Here is a 19,900-nt window from a genome sequence, read left to right as displayed (position 1 = left end):
CCGCGGGCCGTCCCCGCCGACCGAGAGCCGCGCCGAAAACCCCTGCGTCCGGCGCCCTCCACCGTCATACGCTGGCGCCCTTGTCCGACGAGGGAGGGACCTATGGAGATCCGGAGCCTGACCCGCACGGAGGCCGAGCGGCGCGCGCGGCTGCTGACCGTCGAGCGGTACGAGGTGGACATCGACCTCACCGGCCTGCCCGACGGGCCGGAGGTACGGTGCGTCTCCACCGTCGCCTTCAACTGTCACGAACCGGGCGCGGAGACCTTCGTGGACTGCGCGGCGCAGGTGGTGAGCGCGACACTGAACGGCAGGCCCCTCACCCCCGCCGGGGACGGCCGCATACCCCTGTCCGGCCTCGCCGGGCACAACGTGCTGCGCGTCGCGAGCGTCCAGGCGAACACGACCACGGGTGAGGGCGTGCACCGGGCGACCGACCCCGCGGACGGCGAAATCTACGTGTGGATGAGCTTCGAACCGGACGAGGCCCGGTTCGTGTGGGCCTGCTTCGACCAGCCCGACCTCAAGGCCCCGCACGCCTTCACCGTCACGGCCCCGGCCGGATGGACCGTCACCGCCAACTCGGGCGACCCGGTCGTCGAGGAACTGGACGCGGCCCGCCGCTGGACCTTCCCGGACACCCCGCCCCTGTCCGCGTACAACACCGTCGTCAACGCCGGACCCTTCCACGAGATCCGCCGTGAGGCCGACGGCCACGACCTGGGGCTCTACACCCGGCGCTCGCTGGCCGCGGTCCTCGACCGCGACGCCGACGACATCTTCACCCTCACCCGTCAGGGCCTCGCCTTCTTCGGCGAGGTCTTCGCGATGCCGTTCCCGCAGCGGAAGTACGACCAGGTGTTCGTGCCCGAGTTCGGCGGGGCGATGGAGAACTACGGCTGTGTGACCTGGTCGGACGTCTTCCTGCGGCGCGCCACGCCGACACCGGCGGAGCGCGAGCTGTTCGCGAAGATCCTGCTGCACGAGATGGCACACATGTGGTTCGGCAACATCGTCACCATGCGCTGGTGGGACGACCTCTGGCTGAACGAGGCATTCGCGGAGTTCGCCTGCCACTGGGCGGCCGAGCGCGCCACCCGGTACACCGACGTGTGGGCAGGTCACCTGGCGAGCGACAAGCTCACGGCGTACCTGTCCGACCAGGGACCCGTGTCGCACCCGATCCACCAGCCCATCCACGACGTCGCGCAGGCCGCGTCGATCTTCGACAACATCACCTATCCCAAGGGCGCGTCCGTCCTCCAGCAGCTCATGACCTATGTCGGCGAGGAGCGCTTCCGGGCCGGTATGACCACCTACTTCGCCCGTCACGCGTGGGGCAGCGCCACGCTCCAGGACCTGATCGACGCGCTCTCCGAGGCCGGCGGACGGGACCTGGACGCCTGGCGCACGGCCTGGCTCGAGACGGCGGGCACCGACCGCTTCGCACTGGAACGCGACGGGGACACCGTCACCCTGGTGTCCGCCGGCACCCCTCGCCCGCAGGTGCTGGCGGTGGGCGCGTACGGCAGGAAGGGCGAGACCCTGGAACGTACGGCCCTGGTGCGCGTCGAGGTGACGGGGACCCGCACCCCCGTCACGGGCCTGCCGCCGGAGGCGGAGACCGAGGTCCTGCTCATCAACGACGAGGACCTGACCTTCGCCACGGCCCGGCCGGACCCCGCGGCCGAGGACGCCTTCCTCCGTACGGCGGCACACCTGCCCACGCCGATCTCCCGGGGCGTGGCCGTGGCGACCGTGTGGGACATGCTGACCACCGGCGAGGCCACGGCGGCGGAGGCCGGGCGGTGCATCACCGCCGTCCTGCACGCCGAGACGTCCGAGGCCGTGATCGAGCCCTATCTGACCCTCGCCGCGAACATCGCCGAACTGTGGGCGCCGCCCGGCGAGCGCGCCGGACTGGCGGCGGCGCTGGCGACGGCCTGCCGGCACCTGGCCACGGAGCCGGGCCGCCGCCAGGTCGCCCTGCGCGGCCTGGCCCGCGCCGCCACGGGCCCGGAGGACCTGGCGTGGCTGCGCGAACAGGCGGGCGACGACGTGGACCTGCGCTGGCGCGTGCTGACCCGCGAGGCCGAACTGGGCGGGGACGTCACGCAGGAGACGGCCCTCCTGCTGGAACGCGACCCGGATCCGGACGCCTGGGTCCGCGCCCTCACGGTGCGGGCCGCGCTGCCGGACCCCGCCGCGAAGGCCGAGGTCTGGCAGCGTCTTGAGGTGGACCGCGTGGTCCCCGTCAGCTCGGTCCGCCACGTGGCGGCGGCGTTCTGGCGCCCCGGCCAGGAAGCCCTGCTGGCGCCGTACACCGAGCGCTATCTGGAACTGATCCCGCGGCTGCACCGGGGCGGCATGATCCCGGCGATGGCCTTCGCGAGCCACCTCTTCTCCCCGTACGCCGTCGACCTCGCGTACGTCGAGAAGGCGCAGCGGGCCGCCCGGGAGGCGGCACCGGTGGTCCGCAACACCGTCCTGGAACGCTCGGACTCGGTGCGCCGGATGATCGGGGCCCGGACCCGGACGGCCTGACCCGCCGAGCGCCCGGGACGTCCCGCGCCCCCGGGCCGGACCCTCCGGGCCTTCAGGCGGCGGCCGCTCCGAACCACCTGGGCAGGTGCTTCTCCAGATCCCGCTGGTCGTCGCCCGCCCAGGCCACGTGGCCGTCCGGGCGCAGCAGCACCGCGGGCACGTCCAGTTCCTCGCTGACGTCGACGACGTGGTCGACCCGGTCCGCCCAGCCGGCCACCGAGAGCCGGCCGGTCTGGTCGAGCAGCAGGCCGTGACCGCGGTGCATCAGCTCGTAGAGGCGGCCGCGCTTCAGCCCCACGTCCCGCAGGCGCCTGCCGAGCAGGTCGTGCCCCTCCCCGAAGTCGTAGCGGACCTCGACCGCGGTGATCATCCCGGTCACGTACCGGTTCACCTCTTCGAAGTCCATCAGCCTCGTGAACAGGTCGCGCAGCGCGGTCGCACCCGGATCGGTCCCCAGCAGCGTGATCTGCGCCCGGGTGTTGTCCAGCACCCGGGCGCCCACCGGATGCCGTTCGTCGTGGTAGGTGTCCAGCAGGCCCTCGGGCGCCCAGCCGTCGACCGCGGCGGCCAGCTTCCAGCCGAGGTTGAACGCGTCCTGCACGCCGAGGTTGAGCCCCTGCCCGCCGGTCGGCGGGTGGATGTGCGCCGCGTCGCCGGCCAGCAGCACCCGGCCGGCCCGGTAGCGCTCGGCCTGCCGGGTGGCGTCGCCGAACCGGGACAGCCAGCGCGGCGAGTGCGCGCCGAAGTCGGTGCCCGCGACGGCCCGCAGCCGCCCCGTGAACTCCTCCAGGGTCGGCGGGGCGGAGCGGTCCTCGGCCACGCCGTCGGCGGGCACGATGACGCGGTACGTCCCGTCGCCGTTGTCGATGGCGCCGAACCGCAGCTGGGTCCTGCGCACCTCCGTGACGACGGCGTCCACCGTCGCCGGGTCCTCGCTCAGCTCCAGGTCGCCCAGCAGGGTCTCGACCTTGGCGGGCTCGCCGGGGAAACCGATACCGACCAGCTTGCGCACCACACTGCGGGCGCCGTCGCATCCGACGAGATAGCGCGAGCGCAGCCGCGTGCCGTCCGCCAGCTCGACGCTCACCCCGCCCTCCCCGGCCTCGTCGGCCTCATCGTCCTGGGTCAGCCCGACCACCTCGCAGCCGCGCCGGATCTCGGCACCGAGTTCGAGGGCACGCTCGGTGAGCAGCCGCTCGGTGACGGGCTGCAGGGTGGACAGGCCGTACGGGTGGGCCGTGTCGAGCCGGTCCGGCCACGGTTTCATGATGCCGCCGAAGAACCCGCCGACCTGGAACTTCTCGCTGACCGCGAGGAACCGGTCCAGCAGGCCGCGCTGGTCCATCATCTCGACACTACGGGTGTGCAGACCACGCCCGCGGGACTCCGCCGTCGGCTCGGACAGCCGGTCCAGCACCACCACGCGCACGCCCTGGAGCCGCAGTTCCGCGGCCAGCATCAGGCCGGTCGGTCCGCCGCCGACCACGATCACGTCAATCATCAAAATCCCCACGTAGTGACACCGAATCTCGAAGCCGGTCCGGTGTGTTCCGGCTTCGGGCGGTGATTCTGCGGCATCACGGGGGCCTTGCCGCAAGCCCCCCGGTGAGCTATAAGTTGAGAGTGGCAAGGAGTCGAGACACTCCTTGCCTTTCTTTTTGCGCCGGCCTCGGAGTCACCCACCGTCAGGTGACAGCCGTCGACACACGCATGCGTCATACGCATGCCCGGTGCGCGTCGCGCAGTATGGTTGCGGGATGAGCATGAGCCTCGACGAGCGAGCCCGGTCCGCCGTGGCCGCCCTGCTGCACGCGACCGGCGAGTCGCAGGCCGATCTCGCCGCCGCCCTCGGGGTGAGCCAGACACAGGTGAGCCGTCGGCAGAGCGGCGAGGCCGCCTGGAGCCTGGCCGCCTGTGACGAGGTCGCCGCGCACTACGGCATCGGCGCGCTCGACCTGCTGGCGGGCCCCACCCGGGCCACCGAGTCGCTGCCCGCCGACCGCCGCCGGGCCGCGGGCCGCCAGGCCGACGGCGCACGCGCCACGGCCGCGCACCACGGGGGCGCGTGATGACGGACTTCGAGGCGATCGACGCCCTGCTCGCCGCGGCCCGGCAGGAGGTGCCCCTGCCGCCCGCCGAGGAGCGGCGTGCCCTGCGCCAGGGGCTGAACCTCTCCCGCACCCAACTGGCGACGGTGCTCGACGTCAGCCCCTCGACGGTCGGCGGCTGGGAGTCCGGACGGGACCCGAGCGGCCAAGTGCGGGAGAAGTACGCGTACTTCCTCGACAAAGCACGCGCCAAGCTGGCCGCCGCCGAGGCGAAGGCGGAGACGCAGGACGCGTCGGCGGGCGAGGCAGTACCGGCGGGCGAGGCCGTACCGGCGGATGCCGTCCCGGCATCGGGGGAGGAGCACGGCGACGGCAGGGACAGCGGCGGCGGCAGCGGTAGCGGCGACCGGGCGGACGTGCGGCCGGACGCCGACCAGGACGACGTCGAAGCCCTGTCCGCGCCGCGGGCGTGCGTGCTGTGCGGACAGCCCGCCCGGCACCAGGTCGCCGGATTCCCGCAGCACCTGGACCCCGCCGAGTGCGGCACGGCCGGCCCCGCCCGGCCGGAGAAGCCCGCCCCGCGCCGGGAGCCGCGCCCGCCGGCGACGGCGGGCAGGAGGGCCCCCGCCGGGGGCGGCGTCAAGGTCGTGCCGGTCGGCCGCCGGCTGCAGACCGCCGACACCCCCGACCGGATCGGCTCCGCCGTCACGGCCGCGCTCGCCCAGCACGCCGGCGACGTCGAGGCGGCGACCGCCGCACTCGTGAAGCGCGCGATCCCGGACGCCATGGCGCTGCTGGACGACACCCGCAAGGGCGGACGCTACGACGTGGTGGCACACCCGTGGCTGCCCGACATCCTGCGCAAGCAGACGTCCCGCGGCGCCGACCAGGTCTGGGAGGCGCGCCCCAGGTGGAGCAGGCGGGAGCTGCCGCCCGGTGAGCACGAGGTCACGGCGCTCGACATCAACGGCGCCTACCTGTCCGCCCTCAAGACGCATCTGCCCATCGGGCAGTTGGAGCACTCCACCGGCGACCACCACGACCGGCGCCGGGCCGGCGTCCACCTGGTCACCCCGGGCGAGTGGGAGCACGACGCGTATCTGCCGAACCCGATCGGCAACCGCGACGAGCCCGGACCGCTGTGGGTGACCGAACCGACCCTGCGCCTGATGCTGCGGCTGTCCGGCCCGAAGTACGGGCTGTGCGACCCGCCGGAGATCCACGAGTCCTGGACCTCCGGGGCGACGGAGGCACTGCTGGAGAAGTTCCGTGTCGTCCTCAAGGACGCCCGGGACCGGGCGATCGCCGACGGCGACGAGGTGACGCTGGAGTACGTCAAGGCGATGTACTCGAAGTTCGTCTCCACGCTGGGGGAGTCGAACTACAACCGGGAGCTGTACCGCACCGACTGGATGCACCTGATCCGCTCCCAGGCGTTCGCGAACCTGTGGTGGAAGGCGCACCGGGCGTACGACGAGGGCCTGATGGTGGTCCGCGCCATGGGCACCGACGAACTGCACGTCGTCGGGGACTGGCGGGCGGTGTTCTCCGAGGGACGCGGCGTCACCGAGGTGAAACTGAAGGACGTCTACACCGTCGGGGAGGCGGGAGCGGGAGCGGGAACGTGACAAGGGGCTAGTCGTGCCGGTCCGTGTCCGTGCGCCGGGCGAGGCGGCCGGGCCACCAGACGGCGGGGCCGATGTCGCGTACCAGGGCCGGGACCAGGAGCGAGCGCACGACGACGGTGTCGAGCAGTACGCCGAAGGCGACGATGAAGGCGATCTGCGCCAGGAACGCGAGCGGGATGACGATCAGGGCCGCGAAGGTGGCGGCCAGGACCACTCCCGCGGACGTGATCACACCACCGGTGGCGATCAGCCCGCGCAGCACGCCCTGCCGCGTGCCCAGGCGCACCGTCTCCTCACGGACGCGTGACATCAGGAAGATGTTGTAGTCGACACCGAGAGCCACGAGGAACACGAACCCGTACAGCGGGACCGAGGCGTCCGTCCCCGAGAAGCCGAAGCCGTGCCGGAAGACCAGGCCCGCGATGCCCAGCGTCGCCAGGTAGTTCAGCGCCACGGTGGCGACCAGGAGCACGGGCAGCAGGAGGCAGCGCAGCAGGAGGACGAGGATGACCAGGATGATCGCGAGGACGACGGGGATGATCAGGGTCCGGTCGTGCCCGGCGGTGCGCTGGGTGTCGTACTGCTGGGCGGTGTAGCCCCCGACCAGCGCGCTCGCGTCGGTGGCGTGCAGCCGGTCGCGCAGCTCCCGCACCGTGTCCTTGGCCGTGTCGCTGTCCGGCGCGGCGGTGAGGACGGCGTCGACACGCACCCGGCCGTCGACCACCAGCGGTTCCCCGTCCGGCCGGCCCGACGCGGTCGCGGCCCGCGCCTCGGCCACCCCGTCCGTCGCCGCCGCGGTGCGGGTGACCTCCGTACGCCGGTCCGCGTCGGCGATGATCACGACCGGCTGGCCGGAGCCGCCGGGGAAGTGCCTGCCGAGGGTTTCCTGCGCCGCGACGGACGGCGCGTCGTTGACGAACAGCTCGTCCAGGGGCACCCCCTTCGACTGCAGGGCGGGGAAGAACGCCGCCCCCGCCACCAGCAGGGCGACCGTGAGCATCCACAGCTGCCGGGGGCGGGTGTCCACCCGGTGCGCGACGCGCCGCCAGATCCCGTGCCCGCCCGTGTCCGCGTCGGCCGAGCGGGGCCTGGCGGGCCAGAAGGCCACCTTGCCCAGGAGAGCGAGCACCGCGGGCAGGAACGTCAGGGTCGTCAGCACCGCGCACACGATGCCGATCGCTCCGACCGGGCCCAGCGCCCGGTTGTTGGTCAGGTCGCTGAGCAGCAGCGCGAGAAGCCCGAGGGCCACGGTCGCGGCGCTCGCGGTGATCGCGCCGAAGGACTCGCGCAGCGCGGTCCGGGCGGCGAGGACCCGGTCGTCGCTGCGGGCGAGTTCCTCGCGGAAACGCGCGGTCAGCAGCAGGGCGTAGTCGGTGGCGGCACCGATCACGAGGATGGACAGGATGCCCTGCACCTGGCCGTCCACGCGGACGATGTCGTGGTCGGCCAGCACATAGACGATGGCGCAGGCGACACCGAGCGCGAACACGGCACTGATGATGATGGTGAAGGGGAGCAGGACACTGCGGTAGACCAGCAGCAGGATGATCAGGACCGCGGCCAGGGCCACCCCGAGCAGGATGCCGTCGATGCCCGCGAACGCCTCGCCGAGATCGCCCTGGGTGGCCGCGGGACCGGCGATCTGGACGCGGGTGCCGGAGACGTCACCGGCGGCCTGCCTCAGTTCGTCGAGCACGTCGCCGAGCCGCTCGCCCAGCTCCGGGCTGAGCGGAACCACGCCCTGCAGCGCAGCTCCGTCCTTCGAGCGCAGGGCCGGTGACGGCTTGCCGTCCACCCCCTCGACGCCGGCGAGCGACTCCAGGACCCGGGTCGCGGAGTCCTGCTGGGCCGTGGAGACCTCGCCCCCGCCGTCGGCGGTCCAGACGAGGACGGCGGGCAGCGTCTCCTGCTGGTCGAACGCCTCCTGCTGCTCGATGACCCTGGTGGATTCGGCGTTCTGCGGCAGGAAGGCCGCCTGGTCGTTGGTGGAGACCTCGCCGAGCTTGCCGGCGTAGGAGCCGAACGCTCCGCCGAGGCCGAGCCAGACGACGACGAGGACGAGGGGAACCAGCCATCGGGCGGGTCGGCGCACGGTGTTCATCAGCTTCCCAACGGACGGACGGACAGGCGGAGGCGGACACCCGTAAAAGGTATCTCAAAGAGAAAGTATCTCAACCATGGAGAGATATTAAGCTTGTGCCATGCAGCCCAACAGTTCGGAGAGCCGTGAAGACCCTGCCAGTGACCTCCAGGCGTACGCCGTCCTGCTGCGTACGCTGAACAGCGAGTTCAACCGGATCGCCCACTCGTTCGCCCAGGCCCACGAACTGCACAGCACGGACGTCCACGCGCTGGCCGCGATCCTGGACGCGTCGGCCACCGACGGCGAGCCGATGACACCCTCACGGCTGCGGGAACGCCTGAACCTCACGTCCGGGGCCGTCACCGCGTGCCTGGACAGGCTCGAACGTGCCGGGCACATCAGCCGCACACGCGAGAGCGCCGACCGCAGGGTCGTCCACCTCGTCTACAACGCGGGCGCCCGCGCGCTCGCCCGCCAGTACTTCAGCCCGCTGGCGCGCAGCACGGAGGCCGCGCGCCAGAAGTTCACCCCCGAGCAGCGTGAGACGATCGCGGACTTCCTCCGCGCACTGAACCGGGAGCTGACCAACGAGCGCTGAGGGCCGGCGTACGCCTGGCAGGGCGGAGGGCGGGGTCAGCCCACCGGATCCGTGACCGCGGTGAGCAGGCCGTTCTCGGTCGTGGAGGCCAGGGACAGCGTCCGGTAGCCCATCGAGTCGAACAGCACGGTGATCCGGTCGCCGTCCTCGCTCATCACGGTGCCGTCGCCCCACGCGCTGTGCCGCACCCCGGTGCCCGCCGGATAGGAGACGGCCGCCGGATGGGCCGGCCGGTCCTCACCCGTGTCCCCCGCTCCTTCGACGACCGTGTCGTCGCGCGACGGGGGCGGCGAGCACACGTCGCAGGCGCCGCACGGACCGTCGTACGGCTCACCGAAGTAGCCCAGCAGAAAGCGCCGGCGGCACCCCGTGGTCTCGGCGAACCCCTGCATCATCTCCAGCCGCGAGCGCTCCAGCCGTCGCCTGGCCTCGGCCTCCTCCGCGGCCCGCGCGGTGCCCTCCTCCGCCGTCACGCCCGGAACGGGACGCACCCGTCCGTCCGCTTCGGTGCGCACGGCCCCCGCCTGTTCGAGGAGGTTGCCCGCCGCCGTCACACGCCGGCGCGACAGGTTCGTCTCCGCGCTCACCTCGTCCAGCCCGACAGGACCGTCGTGACCGTGGATCAGCTTCGCGACCTCACCGAGTGTCTCCTCGTCGGGTGCGCGGGCGGCGAAGAAGTTCTGCAGGCCGCTGTCCTGCGACCGGTAGTGGAGGACCGCGACCGCGGGCCCGCCGTCGCGGCCCGCACGGCCTGTCTCCTGGTAGTAGGCGTCCAGGGAACCCGGCACGGAGGCGTGCAGCACGAACCGCACGTCCTCCTTGTCGATGCCCATGCCGAAGGCGGAGGTGGCGACCACCACGTCGGTCTCGCCGGCCAGGAAGGCGTCGTGCGTCCGGGAGCGTTCGTCGGCGGTCAGTCCGGCGTGGTACGCGGCGGCGTGCAGACCCAGATCGGCGAGTTCGGCCGCGTACTCCTCGGCCTGCCTGCGGGTGGCGGTGTAGACGATGCCCGGCTTGGCCTCCGCGGCGGCACGCTCCACCACCGCGCGGCGCTTGTCCGCGTCGTCCAGGAAGCGGCGGACCTCCAGCGTGATGTTCGGCCGGTCGAAACCGGCGACGACCAGCGCCGGATCCTCCAGGGCGAGCCGCTGCACGATCTCCTCGCGCACGGGAGGAGCGGCCGTCGCCGTCAGGGCGAGGACCGTGGGGCTGCCCACGCGCCGGACCGCCTGGGGCAGGCGCAGGTAGTCGGGACGGAAGTCATGGCCCCAGCCGGTCACGCACTGCGCCTCGTCGACGACGAACAACGAGGGGGACACCTCCGCCAGACGCTCGACCACCTCGTCCTTCGCCAACTGCTCGGGGGAGAGGAACAGGAACTCGGCGTCCCCGCGCCGCACCGCCGTCCAGGCGGCCTCGGTCTCGCCCGCCGACTGCGCGGAGTTCACCGCGACGGCTTCGGGGGCGTCACGGCGCAGCAGACCGGCCATCTGGTCCCGCTGGAGGGCGATGAGCGGGGACACCACGACGGTGGGCCCGGGCAGCAACGTACCGGTCACCTGGTAGACCGCCGACTTCCCGGCACCGGTCGGCATGACCGCCAGGGTGTCACGCCCCGCCATGACCGCCCGCATCGCGGACAGCTGTCCGGTGCGCAGTTCCTCCCAGCCGAACACGTCGGCGGCGGTGCGCCGCAACAGGTCCGCGGTGCGGAGGTCGCTCTCGTCCGGCATGTACACATCTCTTTCTCGAAGGTTCTGCCATTCGCGGGTCCGGCGGTCGCTCACGGCCGGGGGTCGGTGCGGTGCCACCGGGGGCGCGCGTCACTGCCGCGGCGTCCGGCGACGGAGGCGCAGCGCGGACACTGCCGCCGCACCCGGTCGGCCGCGCCGCCGGACGCCGGGAGGGTGTCCAGCCAGGTGACGTGCGAGAAGCGGACCAGCTGGGAGCGGGAGAGGGACAGACCGCAGACCGTCTGGTTCATGCCCGGTTCCCAGGCGTGGACCTCACCGGAAGGCAGCCGACGGCGGCCCTGGTCGTCCTCGGCCGTCCACTGTCCGGACGCGGCCACGGCATACCGCTTGTCGCGTGCCATGACGGGCTCAGGCCACCGGCCGGCCGGTGGCCGCGCCGCGACCGGAACCGTGCGCGGGGCGCGCAGGCACCGAGCGTGCCGACACGGCGTGTGCCCACACGGAGCGTGCCGCCGCGAGGCGTGGGCGTTCGTACTCGGTCATGACGGTGCCGTCCTCGGCTCGGGGGCGTACAGGCCACCGAGTGCCCGGCCCGCTCGAACGTAAGCGCGCGGGCCGGTGCTCCCCACGGCACCGCGCTGCTCGTTCCGTGCCGGATGCCCACGCCCTGGAACGAGCCTCGCGGTCCGGTCTGCGCGGCCGCCGCCGCGCAGACCGGACCGGTCGGACCGACCGGACGGGACTCATCGCACCGACCGGACGGCCAGGTCGCCGCGGCCGATCAGCCGATGTCGAAGTCGAGATTCGTCACGTACCAGGCGTCCTCGATCTTGCTGGACTGCACCTTGATGTCCAGCTGGTCCGCCGTCACCCCGGTGGAGTGGGACAGCACGATCTTGTCGAGGGTCTGGCCGTCGACCGTGATCTCCTCGGCGGGGATCTTCACCGTGTCACCGGTGGCCGGGGCCTTCGTCACCTCCACCTTCGGGTCCTCCGAGGGCGGTTCGGGCGTGAACGACTCGCGGAACTGCCCGATGCTCTGCTCGATCTGCTTCCGCTGGGGCGCGCCGTCGCCGCACGTGGCCTCGTCGCCGACCTGCGCGGGCTTCGAGCCGGCCGCCGGTTCCGCCATCAGCAGACAGGCATCCTCCGGCCGGCCCTCGATGACCGCGGTGACCCACCCGGCGACAGCCTTCTCGGCCGAGGACCGGTCCACGGAGGAAGCGGGCGACGACGCCGGGGAGTCGTCACCCGACTTCTCCGCACCGGCTTCGGGCGAGCTGCTCGCGGACGGCTTCTTGTCCGCGGCGGAGTCCCCGTCGTCGCTCGAACAGCCCGCGAGACCCACGACCGCCGCCACGGCGGCCCCCGCGATCGAGCCGACCCTTCTCGCCCTCTGATCCACTAACACCACTCCGACGACCTTCCTGGAAACGTTCCTGTGTCACAACGGCACCACGAGACAACTCTCGTCGCGGTTCCGCTTCACCCATCAAGACGGGGCCCACAGCACAACGGTTCATTCTTGGACTGTCTCGCCGGCCCGGCGACCGTGACGGTGGCCACGGGCCCCTGCGCGGGCGTGTCACGGAGGTGGCGGCACGACGCCTACCGCGCCTGCGGGAGCCGGTAGACGGAGACGTGGGAGCGCGACTCGGCGGTGAACTCGGCGCCCTCCCAGTCCGCGTGCCGTGACTCCAGCGCGAAACCGGCGAGCTGGGCCATCAGGTCGAGTTCGGCCGGCCAGATGTAGCGGTGAGGGCTGCGGAACAGCTGTGCCTGCTGGGTCTCGTCGATATGGAAGTGGTGCGACACGACGTGCTGGCGCAGGACGTCGTAGGTGTCCAGGGCGATGTAGTCGGGGTCGGACTGCCAGACGGTGGCCGTCCGGCCCGGCGGCAGCCTGCGCAACTCGGGTACCCAGAGCTCGATCACGAACCGGCCGCCGGGCGTGAGGTGGCGGGCGGCGTTGCGGAAGCACTCCACCTGTTCCGCCTGTGTCAGCAGGTTCGAGATGGTGTTGTACACGAGGTAGACCAGGCTGTACGGACCGGGGGCGACGGCCGTCGCCATGTCACCCATGATCACGGGGATCGTCGCCTCGTCGGCCTTGGTGCGCAGTCGCTCCGCCATGGCCGGTGACAACTCGATCCCGGTGACGGGAACTCCCCGCTCGGCGAGCGGGACGGCGACCCGACCGGTCCCGACGGCGAACTCGAGAGCCGCCCCGCCCTCCGCGAGGTGCGCGAGGCGGTCCACGGTGGGCCCGAGGGTCTCCGGCGCGAACATGCCGGTGCCGGGTGTGTCGTACCGCCGGGCCGTGTCGGCGTTCCAGATCTGCGCCTGCTGCATCCCGCCAAGGCTGGTCGACGGCCGGTGAGTTGTCCAACGAATTGGTACGGGCGAACCGGCGCGGACGAACCGGTGCGGGCGAACCGGCGTGGCGCGCGAGTGGACCGTACGGGGCACGGGTGTTCCGGGACCGGCCGCCGTGCACCATCCTCGTCATGGGGCCGTCGGGCCGGGACGGGGTGAGGCGTGAGGGCGATCGTCGTGGGGGCGGGCATCGGCGGACTGGCGGCGACGCTGAGCCTGCGCCGGGCCGGCCACGAAGTGACACTGGTCGAACAGACGCCACGGTTCACCGAGGTCGGCGCCGGTGTTCAACTCGCGCCCAACGCCACGCGGGTGCTGCGCGGGCTGGGCCTGCTGGACGCGGTCGCCGCCCGGGCCGCCCGCCCCTCCCGGATCCACTTCCGCGGCTGGGCCGGCGGGGCCGACATCTGCAGCTACCTGCTGGGGCCTGCGGTCGAGGAGGAGTTCGGGGCGCCCTACCTGCTCCTGCACCGGGCCGATCTGCACGAGGTACTGGCAGCCGCGGTACCGGCAGGGTCGGTGCGCCTGGACACCAGGGTCGTGGGCGTCGACCAGGACGACGACAGCGCGTACGTGACCACGGCGCGCGGTGAGCGCCTGGGCGCGGACCTGGTCGTGGCCGCCGACGGGATACGGTCGGCGGCCCGGCAGTGGCTCTTCGGCGCGGACAGGGCACTCTTCTCCGGGACGGCCGCCTACCGGGCGCTGCTCCCGGCCGGCGAGGTGGCCGACCTGGACCTGCCGGAGCTCGCCGTCTGGATGGGACCCGGCCGGCATTTCGTCCACTACTGGGTGCGCCGCGGAGAACTGCTCAACATGGTGGCCGTCGTCACGGCGGAGGCGGCGCCCGAGTCGTGGACCGCCCGAGCCGAACCGGGGGAGCAGGTACGGGAGTTCGCGGGATGGGACCCGCGGGTGCTCAGCGTCCTGGCACGCGCGGGGCAGGTGCTTCGCTACGGCATCCACACACGGGCCCCGCTCGCGCGGTGGAACGTCGGACGGCTGACTCTGCTGGGCGACAGCGCGCACGCGATGGTGCCGTTCCTGGCGCAGGGCGCGGCGCAGGCGCTCGTGGACGCGGCCGTGCTCGGCGACGTCCTCACCGGGGCGACCCCGGCCGAGGTGCCCGGGGCGCTCGACCGGTACGTGCGCCGCCGGCTGGCAACCGCCACGAACGCGCAGACCGGTGCCGCACGGGCGGGCGGAGAGTTCCACCTGCCCGACGGACCCGAGGCCAGGGCCCGCGACGCCCGCATGGCGGCACACGCGGCGGAGCACCGGTTCATGCCGCAGTCGGCCGGCTGGACGGGGTGACCGCGGGTGCCGGCGCCGGCGGTCCTGCGAGGGTCCGTCAGTTGCTGTCCCTGTCGGGGCGGTTTCCCTCGGACAGTGCGTCGGCGAGGTGGGTGAGAGTCTCCGCCAGTGCCGGAAGCAGCGCTTCGGGGATCCTGTCGAGTACGCGGTGACGGGCGCTGGCCAGGTGGGAGGGCTGCGCGGCCCGCATGGTGTGCAGCCCCGCGTCGGTGAGGACGGCGTCGTTGCCCCGGCCGTCCTGGCCGTGCCGCTCCTTGCGGACCAGCCCGTGCCTGCCCAGCCCGTCGACGACGCGGGTGATGCGGGACGGGGTGAGCCCGGCGGCGTCGGCGAGCGCGGACATGCGCATGCGGCGGTCGGGTGCCGAGCTGAGCAGCAGCAGGACGGCGAACTCGGTCATGGTGACGCCGGTGCGCGACATGTCGTCCTCCAGCGCGCGGGGCAGCGAGTGGACCAGACGGCCCAGGCTCTGCCAGAGCTGGAGTTGGTCGGGGGACAGGGGCTCGGGGTCGGTGGCGGCAGCCATATCGCTCAGTCTATTTGACGAGGCAAACATCCGAGAAAGATACTTGCTGAAGCAAGCAATTCAGAGCGCGGCAACGTGCGGGCGGAACACCGCCGCACACCACAGCGAACACGGAGCAGCACGATGCAGATCCTCGTCACCGGCGCCACCGGCTACGCCGGCCGCCGCGTCTCCACCGCCCTGGCCCGCGCCGGGCACACCGTCCTGGGGCTGACCCGTGACGCAGGCTCCCCGGCCGCCAGGGACCTCGCCGTCGGCGAGGTCACGCCCGTGCAGGGTGACGTGACCCGGCCCGAGAGCTGGCGTGCCCATCTGGACGGCACCGACGCGCTGGTGCACCTTCTCCTCGACATGAGTGACCCGGTCGGTACCGACCGGCGGCTGTTCGCCGAACTGGTCGCGGCACAGGAGCGGGACGGCCGGCGCCGTCACCTGGTCCTCACCACCGGTATCTCCTCCTACGGCCGCACCGGGCAGGCCCTCATGGACGAGAACACCCCGGGCAACCCGGAAAGCCCTCTCGGCTTCCGCTTCGCCCTGGAGAAGGAACTGGCCGCCACCGGGCTGGCCCACACCGTGATCCGCCCCGGCTTCATGTACGGCGGCCCGGCCACCACCTCCATGACCGGGCAGTGGTTCGCCGACGCGGAGGCCGGCAAGCCCGTCTTCTACGGCGACACCGCCAAGCGCTGGAGCTGGGTCCATGTCGACGACCTCGCCGATGCCTACGTCCGTGTGCTCGACAACCCCGCCGCCGTCGACGGCGAAATCTTCGTCATCGCGGACGACCAGCGCCTCAGCGCTCTCGACATGCAGCGTGTCGCCGTCAGGACCGCGGGCCACACCGGTGAGATCACCCTGGAGAGCGCCGAAGCGGGCGGCATGCTGCAGCTGGCCGCCGACCAGGACGAACTCGTCACCAGTGCCAAGGCCCACCGGCTGCTCGGCTGGCGCCCCCGCCACGCGTCGTTCACCGACGCGCCCGGACAGCACCACCGCGCCTGGAAGGCCGCACGGCGGACCGCGTGAACCGGCGCGGACGGGGCGGGGCCCGGGGCGACCGCGGTCAGTCGGACCGGAGGTTCTCCAGCGTCGACCGGGTGTCGCTCCGCACCCACCGCGCGACCTCGTCGACCGTGGGCGGGGTGCTCGTCCCGTACGAGGTCGTGTAGACGCTCCAGCTCATCTGGTACGTCATCCAGCCGTCGCGCACCGCGAGGATCACCGCCCTGCTGCCGCTGGTCCCCGAGCCGGACGTGGTGTCCTCGGTCACGAGATATGCCTCGTCACCGTGACCGGACACCTTCTCCACGTCGTAGTCCTCGTACCGCTGGTCGTACTCGGACCACAGAGCGGTGAACTCCGCGGAGGGATCCGTCTCCTTGTGCAGTTCCATCTGCACCGAGAGGTACGCGTCCGAGTAGGACGAACTGGCGCTCTTCTTCAGGGAGATGCTGCAGTAGCTCTGGTCCAGGGCCTTGTGCTTCAGCGCGTTGTGCGTGGGCGCGTCGTCCTCCTCCGCGTACTCGCCCCTGAGGGAGGTGTAGTCGACGGCGGAGCACAGGTTGGCCCTGGCCCGGTACCCCGCCAGATCCGGGTCGTCGCCGAGCGGGTCGAGGAGGAGGATCCCGCCGGCCCACAGCGCGGAGGCGACCACCGCGCCCACCGCCGCCCAGAGCACCGCACGCCCCGCGGTGCCCCTGCCGCCGGACGGCGGCGGGAAACCGGGCGGCTGCCCGTACGCGTAGGGCGGGGCCGGGGGAGGATAGGCGGGAGGCGGCCCGAAACTGTTCGCCGTCTGCGCTCCCGGCGGCGTACCGGTCTGCGATTCCGTTTGCGATCCCGTCTGCGGTTCGGAGTGCGGGCCCGGCGCGGGCTCGGGTCTCGGCGCGGTCTCACCCGTGGGTGGAGCGGTGGAGCCGGGCGGCGGTGCCGCCTGCGGTTCGGGCTGCGCGGATCGTGCGGGCTGAGTGGGGCTGTCGTCGGGCCGGTCCTGCATCTTGTGCTCCTTACGCCGGGGACCTGTCGCATCAAGGCCGGTCAGTGGTCGGCTCGGTCAGTCGCTCACGTACGCGTTGAGCGGTGACAGCCCGTCGAGGTCCACCTGGAGCCCCTTCAGCCGGGAGGAGTGGAGGAACGTGCGTACCGGTACGTACACCGGAACGGCCGCCGCCTGCTCCATCACCCGGCGGTCGACGGTGGACCACTTCTCCCCGGCGGCGGCCACGTCGGCCGTGGCGTTGGCCTCGTCGATCGCGGAGTCGACCGCCGCGCTGTCGAGCCGGGAGAAGTTGTTGGTGGTCGGATAGGTGTGGCGGCCGTCGAAGGAGTCCGGCAGATACGCCGAGGCCAACGGCAGACCACTCATGTTCATCGGCAGACGGACCAGGTCGTACTCGCCCTTCGCCACGTTCTCGTAGAGGTCGGAGACGTCGACGTTCTTCAGCGTCACCCGGAAACCGGCTCTGTCCAGCCCCTTCTTCACCGCTTTCGCCCGTGCTTCGTCGGCGGCCGTCGCATGGGCGAGGGTGAGCGGGTAGTCCGTCTCACCGGCCTCGGCGAGCAGGGCGCGGGCGGCGGCGGGGTCACCGTGCGCCCCGGCGCCGTACAGGTCGAAGTCGCGGGAACCGGGCATGCCCGGCGGCATCAGATGGTGCGTGGCGACCCCGTCCTCGCCGCTCGCGGCCAGGACGTCCGCCGCCGGGTAGGCGGTGGCGATGGCCTGACGGACTTTCAGCTTCTGCACGCGTCGGGTGTCGACGGAGTACGCGTGGACGTACGGGGCCGGTGACGTCACCCGGACCGTGCCGCTGCCGGTGGCGCCGTCCGTCGTACCCAGTCCGTCCTTGTCCAGCGAGCCGGAGAACGTCATCACCGGGGGACCCGAACCGGCGGCGCGCACACGGGACCTGATCTCGTCGAGGGTGAGGGCGCCGGTGATCTCGTAGCGGTCGGGGTACGCCGTGCGCACCGGGTCCGAGCTCGCGCGCCACTTCGGGTTGCGGATGAGGGTGAGGTTCCTGGCGCCGGTGAAGGAGTCGACCTGGTACGGGCCCGTCGACGGCAGGAGGGTCGAGGTGCCCGAGATCTTCGCGACCCGCTCCGGCACGGGGGCGCCCCCAGGACCGGCCAGGACGACGTTGAAGTCGGGGTGGGCGCCGTCGAGGTGGAACACGATCGTGCGGTCGTCCGGGGTCTCGATGACACCCGGCGGCATCTCGTGCTCGGCCCCGATGCCGTCCGCGTCCCCGGGGCCCAGCAGGAAGCTGCGCAGGGTGCGGTCGGCCAGCGGGAAGGCGTCGGGATCGAGGGTGCGCTCGACCGCGTACGCGAAGTCCTGGGCGCGTACGGGGGATCCGTCGTTGTAGGTGAGGCCCGGCTTGAGGGTGAACGTCCAGTCGCGGCCGCCCAGCGACGACCGGCCGGTGTCCTCCGCGAGGTCCCCGATGAGCCGGACGGACCCGTCGGGCAGGGTCTTGAGGGCGGTCAGGCTGCGGTGCACGAGGCGGGAGATCACCCGTTCGCCACCGGACCACGAGTTGCCCGGGTCGACGGTGGAGATGTTGCCCGGTTCGAGGACCGTGACGGTGCCGCCCCGGTCGGCCCCCCGCACCGCTGGAGCGGGTCCTTTCGAGTCGGCCGCGGAGCCGAGTGTGAGCGTCTCGGTCTTCGCGACCCGGGCCACGGTGCCGCCCTTCGCCCCGCGCGGGCCGCTCTCCCCACTGCCGCCGTCGTCGCCACCGAAGGACTGGACGACGAGGAGGGCCGCCACGAGGGCGGCGGCGACGGCCGGCGCCCCGGCCCAGACGAGGCGCCGCCCGCGCCGACGGACCGGCGGGGGAGCGGTGGGCGGCTGCCTCGGGCGAGGCGGCGCGAGCAGGTACGACGTGGTGTGGTGACCGGGGGCCGCGGCATCCGCGGCGAGTTCCCGCGCGGGTGGGGCCGGGACGGAGTCCCGCTGCTCCAATGACGTCCGGGCCGGTCCTCCCGAGGCGGCCCGGGCGGAGGAGGGCAGGGCCAGCCTGTCGAGTGTCTCGCGTGCCTGCTCCGCCGTCGGACGCTCCGCGACCGGCTTCGCCAGCATCCGCCCCACCAGCTCGTCCCACTCGGGGGCCAGCCCCGGACGCCGTGCCGACGGTCTCTGCGGTGTCTCGTACACATGCGAGTGCATCAGCGCGGGTGCCGACGCCGAGTCGAAGGGCGGGGCCCCGGTGAGCATCTCGTACACCGTGCAGCCCAGCGCGTACATGTCCGTGCGGCCGTCGTCGGCGCCGCGGGTGAACCGCTCCGGAGCCATGTAGAGGAGGGTGCCGACGGGCGAGTCGGTGGTCGAGGTGAGCCGGCCGTCGGTCGTCGCGTCGAGGAACGTGGCGATGCCGAAGTCGAGCACCTTCACCATGCCCTCGTCCGTGACCATGACGTTCGCCGGTTTGATGTCACGGTGCACGACACCGGCCCGGTGGGCGGTCGCCAGGGCACGGCAGACCTGCGCCGCGAGCACCGCGACCCGCTCCGGTGCGGGCAGCCCCTCGGCCAGCAGCTCCCGCAGTGTCCGGCCCGAGAGCAACGGCATGACCAGATAGGGGACTTCGCCGTCCGTCCCGTGGTCGAAGACCGGCACGATGTACGAGCTGTCGAGCGCGGCGGCGGCCCGCGCCTCCCGCCCGAACATGGCGAGCAGCCGCTCCCGCCCGGCGCCCTCCGTGTCCGGCGGCAGACTCAGCAGCTTGACGGCCACCTGCCGGTCGAGCCGGGCGTCCCGGGCGCGCCACACCACCCCCATACCGCCCGCACCGATCCGCTCCGTGAGCGTGTACCGGCCGTCCAGGACCGTGTCGCGCATCCCGCCCCCACTCGCCCGAGGATTCGGCGTGAGCTCAATGTACCTATGCACGGGGCAAGTTGAGGGACTCTCGGTCGAGGTCCGGAAGCCTGTGCGGTCCGCCGCCGCCGGAGGGCGGCTGTCCGGTGACCGCGGGGCACGCGAGAGCCGCAGGCCGCCGCCTTGTCCGGGCGTCCAACTTCGGCCCAGACTGGACTGTTTGAGCCATCGAAAGATCAATAACCTGTTCTCCGACGGCACGCATCA

At 72.5% G+C, this 19,900-nt stretch carries 15 protein-coding genes; 6 read left to right on the top strand and 9 right to left on the bottom strand.

The window, feature by feature from the left end; translation table 11 throughout:
• Nucleotides 1–102: 102 nt before the first annotated feature.
• A complete protein-coding gene (pepN, locus tag ACFYXC_RS15470; RefSeq protein WP_389551460.1) occupies nt 103–2,544 on the top strand; it encodes an aminopeptidase N in 2,442 nt (813 codons plus the stop codon).
• A 52-nt stretch (nt 2,545–2,596) separates the two neighbouring features.
• Here pepN and rox read toward each other — a convergent pair whose 3' ends face one another.
• Nucleotides 2,597–4,045 (bottom strand): rifampin monooxygenase, encoded by a 1,449-nt coding sequence (gene rox / locus ACFYXC_RS15465; RefSeq protein WP_389551457.1) that lies wholly within the window; start codon nt 4,043–4,045, stop codon nt 2,597–2,599.
• A gap of 256 nt (nt 4,046–4,301) precedes the next feature.
• Here rox and ACFYXC_RS15460 point away from each other — a divergent pair, with 256 nt between their 5' ends.
• Together ACFYXC_RS15460 and ACFYXC_RS15455 are read left to right on the top strand one after the other, a co-directional pair.
• Nucleotides 4,302–4,613, top strand: coding sequence for a helix-turn-helix domain-containing protein (locus ACFYXC_RS15460; RefSeq protein WP_389551454.1), 312 nt, complete (start codon nt 4,302–4,304; stop codon nt 4,611–4,613).
• Nucleotides 4,613–6,220 (top strand): helix-turn-helix domain-containing protein, encoded by a 1,608-nt coding sequence (locus ACFYXC_RS15455; RefSeq protein WP_389551451.1) that lies wholly within the window; start codon nt 4,613–4,615, stop codon nt 6,218–6,220. The genes ACFYXC_RS15460 and ACFYXC_RS15455 overlap by 1 nt, the downstream gene beginning before the upstream one ends.
• A 7-nt stretch (nt 6,221–6,227) precedes the next feature.
• Here ACFYXC_RS15455 and ACFYXC_RS15450 read toward each other — a convergent pair whose 3' ends face one another.
• Nucleotides 6,228–8,321: an MMPL family transporter gene (locus tag ACFYXC_RS15450; protein WP_389551448.1), complete on the bottom strand. Its 2,094-nt coding sequence runs from the start codon at nt 8,319–8,321 to the stop codon at nt 6,228–6,230.
• Nucleotides 8,322–8,421: 100 nt separating this feature from the next.
• Between ACFYXC_RS15450 and ACFYXC_RS15445 the strand changes: the two genes are divergently transcribed.
• Complete coding sequence (locus ACFYXC_RS15445; RefSeq protein WP_388906780.1) at nt 8,422–8,901, top strand: MarR family winged helix-turn-helix transcriptional regulator; 480 nt, start codon at nt 8,422–8,424, stop codon at nt 8,899–8,901.
• Between the two features lie 35 nt (nt 8,902–8,936).
• On the opposite strand, the gene ACFYXC_RS15440 is transcribed toward ACFYXC_RS15445, so the two are convergent.
• The 4 genes from ACFYXC_RS15440 to ACFYXC_RS15425 form a co-directional block, all read right to left on the bottom strand.
• A complete protein-coding gene (locus ACFYXC_RS15440) occupies nt 8,937–10,634 on the bottom strand; it encodes a RecQ family ATP-dependent DNA helicase (protein ID WP_389551444.1) in 1,698 nt (565 codons plus the stop codon).
• A 50-nt stretch (nt 10,635–10,684) separates the two neighbouring features.
• Nucleotides 10,685–10,996 (bottom strand): hypothetical protein, encoded by a 312-nt coding sequence (locus ACFYXC_RS15435; protein ID WP_389551441.1) that lies wholly within the window; start codon nt 10,994–10,996, stop codon nt 10,685–10,687.
• A 380-nt stretch (nt 10,997–11,376) separates the two neighbouring features.
• Complete coding sequence (locus ACFYXC_RS15430) at nt 11,377–12,009, bottom strand: hypothetical protein (protein WP_389551438.1); 633 nt, start codon at nt 12,007–12,009, stop codon at nt 11,377–11,379.
• 194 nt (nt 12,010–12,203) lie between these two features.
• On the bottom strand, nt 12,204–12,947 hold the full coding sequence (locus tag ACFYXC_RS15425) for a class I SAM-dependent methyltransferase (RefSeq protein ID WP_389551435.1): 744 nt from the start codon (nt 12,945–12,947) through the stop codon (nt 12,204–12,206).
• Nucleotides 12,948–13,133: 186 nt separating this feature from the next.
• Here ACFYXC_RS15425 and ACFYXC_RS15420 point away from each other — a divergent pair, with 186 nt between their 5' ends.
• Nucleotides 13,134–14,285: an FAD-dependent monooxygenase gene (locus ACFYXC_RS15420; protein ID WP_389551433.1), complete on the top strand. Its 1,152-nt coding sequence runs from the start codon at nt 13,134–13,136 to the stop codon at nt 14,283–14,285.
• 37 nt (nt 14,286–14,322) lie between these two features.
• Here the strand turns inward: ACFYXC_RS15420 and ACFYXC_RS15415 are convergent, their stop codons facing one another.
• Nucleotides 14,323–14,811 carry a MarR family winged helix-turn-helix transcriptional regulator gene (locus ACFYXC_RS15415; protein ID WP_389551431.1) on the bottom strand — a complete coding sequence of 163 codons (489 nt, stop codon included), beginning with the start codon at nt 14,809–14,811 and terminating at the stop codon, nt 14,323–14,325.
• Between the two features lie 123 nt (nt 14,812–14,934).
• On the opposite strand from ACFYXC_RS15415, the gene ACFYXC_RS15410 reads away from it, so the two are divergent.
• Nucleotides 14,935–15,840 (top strand): NAD-dependent epimerase/dehydratase family protein, encoded by a 906-nt coding sequence (locus ACFYXC_RS15410; protein WP_389551428.1) that lies wholly within the window; start codon nt 14,935–14,937, stop codon nt 15,838–15,840.
• Between the two features lie 37 nt (nt 15,841–15,877).
• On the opposite strand, the gene ACFYXC_RS15405 is transcribed toward ACFYXC_RS15410, so the two are convergent.
• A complete protein-coding gene (locus tag ACFYXC_RS15405; RefSeq protein WP_389551426.1) occupies nt 15,878–16,810 on the bottom strand; it encodes a hypothetical protein in 933 nt (310 codons plus the stop codon).
• A 57-nt stretch (nt 16,811–16,867) separates the two neighbouring features.
• Nucleotides 16,868–19,654 carry an ABC transporter substrate-binding protein gene (locus ACFYXC_RS15400; protein ID WP_389551423.1) on the bottom strand — a complete coding sequence of 929 codons (2,787 nt, stop codon included), beginning with the start codon at nt 19,652–19,654 and terminating at the stop codon, nt 16,868–16,870.
• Nucleotides 19,655–19,900: the final 246 nt, after the last annotated feature.

Origin of the sequence: Streptomyces sp. NPDC002701 (assembly GCF_042889045.1) — a bacterium.
In the GTDB taxonomy this organism is placed as follows: domain Bacteria; phylum Actinomycetota; class Actinomycetes; order Streptomycetales; family Streptomycetaceae; genus Streptomyces.
The sequence above is the reverse complement of the archived record's forward strand: the minus strand, read 5'-3'. Positions and strand labels throughout refer to the sequence as shown.